The sequence below is a fragment of the Pseudarthrobacter sp. AB1 genome (assembly GCF_014926485.1).
Lineage (GTDB): Bacteria > Actinomycetota > Actinomycetes > Actinomycetales > Micrococcaceae > Arthrobacter.
The window spans coordinates 1-4140 of the sequence record NZ_PZKO01000037.1; the positions used below are offsets into that span (position 1 = coordinate 1).

Genomic DNA, 4140 nt, shown 5'->3' on the forward strand with positions numbered 1-4140 from the left:
GTCTGCTTCTTCTCGGACGAAGACGAGGGCGCGCATCAGGCGCCGGCCCTGATCGTCTTCGCCGAAGTAGCCCACGGACCAGGGTTCGAAGCAGACCAGGGACATGTCGGTGATGCCGCGTTTGGCCAGGGCGGCCTGGACTTCGGGGTCCTTGCGGCAGCTCTCTTCGCCTTCGGCGAATTCGTCGAGCATGAACGGGGGGTGGATGTGTGCGGCGAGCTGCGTCCATTTGGAGACGATGCCCGAGTCCAGGTCCACGATCGCTTCGTAGGACCGTGCCTCGGCACGGTCGACGAGGACCGCGTCGGCCTCGCGGACCGTTGCCGCGCCGGAGCGGAGCAGTTCCTTCTCCGGTTCGCGCAGCTCGATACTGATGAAGCGGAACGATTCGGCCGCGGCCTGGCCATCCTTCAGGATCGCCGCGGCCCGGGAAATCTCGTCGCGGGAGAGCGGATCGAGAGGGTGGGCTACCCCAACCTCGGTGTGGATTTCAGTGGTGAGAGTCATGGTTTTCTCCTTGGTTCTTTCTTGAGGATGAGATCCCTAGGGCCTGATAGGCGAGTTGCCCCGTGACATGGGTGGCGTTTTGCGAATACTTGGCAGTCCACTCATATGCTTGAAAGCCGCCTGGAGGATGCCGGGCCTTGCCGGCGGAGCCAAACTCTGAACTCCACGGACGTGATGCCGGTCACGTGTTCCTCTTGCTGCCAAGCTACGTGAAATAAATCATTTAGTCTAGCTTTTTTTATGCATATTCTTTTATTGCCTCTTTATGGCGCGATGCCGGGGTTTAGCGGGCGAGCAGCCAGTCAGATGCAGCTTTGCGGTAGCGGATGATGCCCTTGTATTCGGCCATGTCGTCCGGTAGTTCGGCGAGCACGTGGCCCATTTTTTCCCGCCACGCAGGTACCCGGGCAATGTCGGTGAGCGGCAGGAGATGGGTCCGGACCAGGAACAGCAGGGCACCGGAGTGCGGGAGACGGATCAAATGCTGCACTTCCACCCGCAGGTGTAGCTTCTCCGGCATGGCAGGATCGTCGGCTATGGTGCTGCGGTCGGGGCCCCATTCAGGGTAGGTTTCCGTGGAGGTATCCATACGCCTGCCTATGGTCATCGTCCAGTTGGTCCGCCGAAATTGTTCCCCGGGCTGCAGGCGCAACAGGAACTGCTCGGCCCGGCTGGTGATGCGTTCTTCCTTCACCCGCGGGACGGGATGGTGGATTTCTAGGAAGTTCATGCCGACGTCGAAACCGAATGACCAGTCGGCGGCGAACGTGACCAGGCCGGCATCAAGCCACAACGTGTCTTCGCGGATATCAAGAAGAATGATGTCATCCTGGATCTGCGTGCCGAGGAACCGCAGTGGCCCCTCCGGCAGCGAGCTGTCGTCTCCGACGGTGAATTCCACCTCGAGGTTCTGCAGACCGTTACGCCAACGGCAGATGTTCCCTTCCCGGTGGAAGGACATCGTATCCGGGTAGTCATCGGCCATGGAGGATAGCAGGGTGGTGAGGGCGTCCCACACCGCCGTTCGCATGTGGGGGAGGACATTCACGCGGGAAGGGTCGCGGGTCAGCACTTTGGCGCGTTCGGCCAGTTCATCCAGATAGTGTTCGTCGATGTCCACGAGATGGGCGCCCCAGGCGCCCGCCTCTGTCGGCGCTGTCTTGGTGGCTGGTTCGACGTTTGCGCTGTACCGGTAGGTGTCAGAGGCAAAAGGAAAGGGAAAGCGCCTGATCCGTTCCGGGAGGAGGGCGGCGTCAGGATCGGTTTCGATGATCGTGCTACTCAAAGGTCCAACTCCAATTCTGGGTCGTTGCTACGCGAAACGCAGCACATCATTGTGGTGTTCGCGGCCTTTTCCTGCTCGGATAGGTAAAGATCCCGGTGCTGGGGTGCACCGCGAAGCACCGGCAGGACGCATTCGCCGCAGATGCCTTTTCGGCACATATTGGGGATGCTTTGCCCTGCTGTTTCAAGGGTCTCCAGCAGCGAAACGCCGGCTGGAACTTCCAAACGAACGCCGCTGCGTGCCAGATGCACCGTAAAGGGTTCGCCCGCGTCCAGTTCAGCTGCGCCAAAGGCTTCTGAATGGAGCCGGGCCGATGACCAGCCATGGCCTCGGGCCTCTTCCAGGACCGCATCCATGAAGACAACCGGACCGCACACGTAGAGATGGGTTCCGACGGGCTGCGTTATGAGCGCTTCTGCCAGAACGTTTTGGAAACTGCCCCGGTCAGTGCACTCGACCAAAGCGGTCAACCCGGGCCCGAGCAGTTCCCGTGCTTCCGTTACGTGGGCGCCGGCGTCTGGCCGGTGCACGTAGATCATCGTTGCCGTGGAACCCCGTTCCACCGCGGCCCTGGCGTGTGAAAGAATCGGCGTGATCCCGATTCCGGCAGCAACAAGCAGATGATGCGTCGCCGTTGATGCGGGAGCAAAAGCACTCCGGGGGCGCGCAACATTAACACGATCACCGACGCAAAGCCGGTGCATGGCTAAGGAGCCGCCGGCTCCTTCGCCGACCCTCAGGACAGAGATGCTGTATTCGGACGGTGCGTTGCCTGAGCCTGTCAGTGAGTATGCATTGACGCCGTTTCCCCATTGGACCACAAGGTGGCTCCCCGGGACATAGGAGGGCAACCTTCCACCTTCCGGGGCAGCCATCGTGATGCTGACAATCGATTCCGTCTGGCGGCTGACGTTTGTCACCTCCAGCTGGAGGCCTCCTTCCACGGCCGGGTGGACGCGGGGCTGGAGCGCTATGGCGGTCATGCTGCCTCCTCGGCGTGGGCTGAGTAGCCCAGGTATGCGCCTCTTCGTCGGGAAAAGTGATCAGCGATGGTCAAGGTGGTGGCGCATCCTTGACACTTCACCTCGGTGCCGGCCGCCTCATCAACGGTGGTGGTAAGGCAATGCGGGCAATAAACAAACCGGGGTCCGGTTTCCTGGGGCAGGAGGGTTACCTCATCGCCCAGAAGTCCGCAGTCTGCGGCAGCTGCTGCGGCTGCACGGATATCCGTCGGGGGGCCTGCGAGTATCAGACGGACACCTACACGGGAACCGCTGAACACAGACTTGAGTTCCGAGAGGCTCTCGGCGGTTACCGATTCGAAATGGAGATCGTACCGGGGCTGGCCATTGGTGTCTGGAAGTGCGGTGTCATCTGAGGATCCGAAAGATACACAGATGACACCGCGGAAACCAGGTTCCAGGCCGTTGCCGGCTGCTGGCGGCATGGACGCGGAACGCATGGTCGGTCTTACGGTGCGAAGGTGCGGTCGCCGGCGAAGAACCCCAGGCCATACTCGGGGGTTTCGAACTTGACGGTTGTGCCCTTGGGGAAGAACAGCACGTCGCGCTCCTTCGCGTGCGTCACTTCGCCCGTGGTCTGGTCCGTGAGGATGAATTCACCCTTGATGACGACCTTCATTTCGTCGTAGGTGTAGGTGTACACCAAGGGCTCCGAGGCCTTCAGTTCGAAGAATCCGGCGCACATGACCGACCCCTCCGGGTTATGGAGGGAATCGCCGATCGCGGCTACCGTCCCCGGCTCGTCCATGGACGGGAGACCGATGAAGCCGTTCTCTACCTTGTGGATCGATCCGGCCTTGGTCAGTGTTCCTACGAGTGTGGTTTCCATGGTGTCTCCTTTGACTGGTGGTGTGTAAAAAATGGGGTTTCGGGAGGGGCCGTCCTCAGGGATAACCAACTGAGCTCTAATCCGAGCCCTTGCTGGGTGTGATGCGAGTCACGCTCCTCGTCCCATCTGCAAAGCTACGGTACTTAATTCATCTAGTCCAGTCTTTTTTAGAAAATTACGCCTTGGGATTTAGCCCGGATTTTTCATGATGCTCGGGTTGGCCGTCGGGTTCCGGTTTGATTCTGGTTCGGGCTGATTTTCTGGTTTTGGGTGTGCTGGCAGGGCCTGGTGTCGCTGGTTGGGCGTCGGGTTCCACGTCTCCGATGGGTCGTGCTGGTGGTTGAAGGGCTGGCCGAGTGGTTCTCAGGCCAGAAGCCGGTCCTGTTGTCGGAGGCTGTTTTTCAGCTCGGTTATAGCGGCCAGGAGCGTGGTGATCGTTTCGGTTTCCGGTGCTTTGTCAGGGATCAGCAGCCGTGTCCGCCGGGCACGCCGGGCAC

Annotated in this window: 4 protein-coding genes and 1 pseudogene; all 5 read right to left on the bottom strand. The window is 60.6% G+C overall.

Features of this window, described 5'->3' with window-relative positions; translation table 11 throughout:
* Nucleotides 1-507 (bottom strand): annotated as a pseudogene (locus DAD99_RS10670) (tyramine oxidase); the annotation flags it as partial.
* A 283-nt stretch (nucleotides 508-790) separates the two neighbouring features.
* Complete coding sequence (locus tag DAD99_RS10675) at nucleotides 791-1792, bottom strand: DUF3445 domain-containing protein (protein ID WP_227007917.1); 1002 nt, start codon at nucleotides 1790-1792, stop codon at nucleotides 791-793.
* Nucleotides 1789-2775 (bottom strand): PDR/VanB family oxidoreductase, encoded by a 987-nt coding sequence (locus DAD99_RS10680; protein WP_185262134.1) that lies wholly within the window; start codon nucleotides 2773-2775, stop codon nucleotides 1789-1791. The genes DAD99_RS10675 and DAD99_RS10680 overlap by 4 nt, the downstream gene beginning before the upstream one ends.
* Entirely contained in the window at nucleotides 2772-3254 is a 483-nt protein-coding gene (locus DAD99_RS22105) for a dimethylamine monooxygenase subunit DmmA family protein (RefSeq protein ID WP_309233246.1), read from the bottom strand. Before DAD99_RS22105 ends, DAD99_RS10680 begins: the two co-directional genes overlap by 4 nt.
* Before the next feature lie 8 nt (nucleotides 3255-3262).
* Nucleotides 3263-3643, bottom strand: coding sequence for a cupin domain-containing protein (locus tag DAD99_RS10690; protein WP_185262135.1), 381 nt, complete (start codon nucleotides 3641-3643; stop codon nucleotides 3263-3265).
* Nucleotides 3644-4140 lie beyond the last annotated feature (497 nt).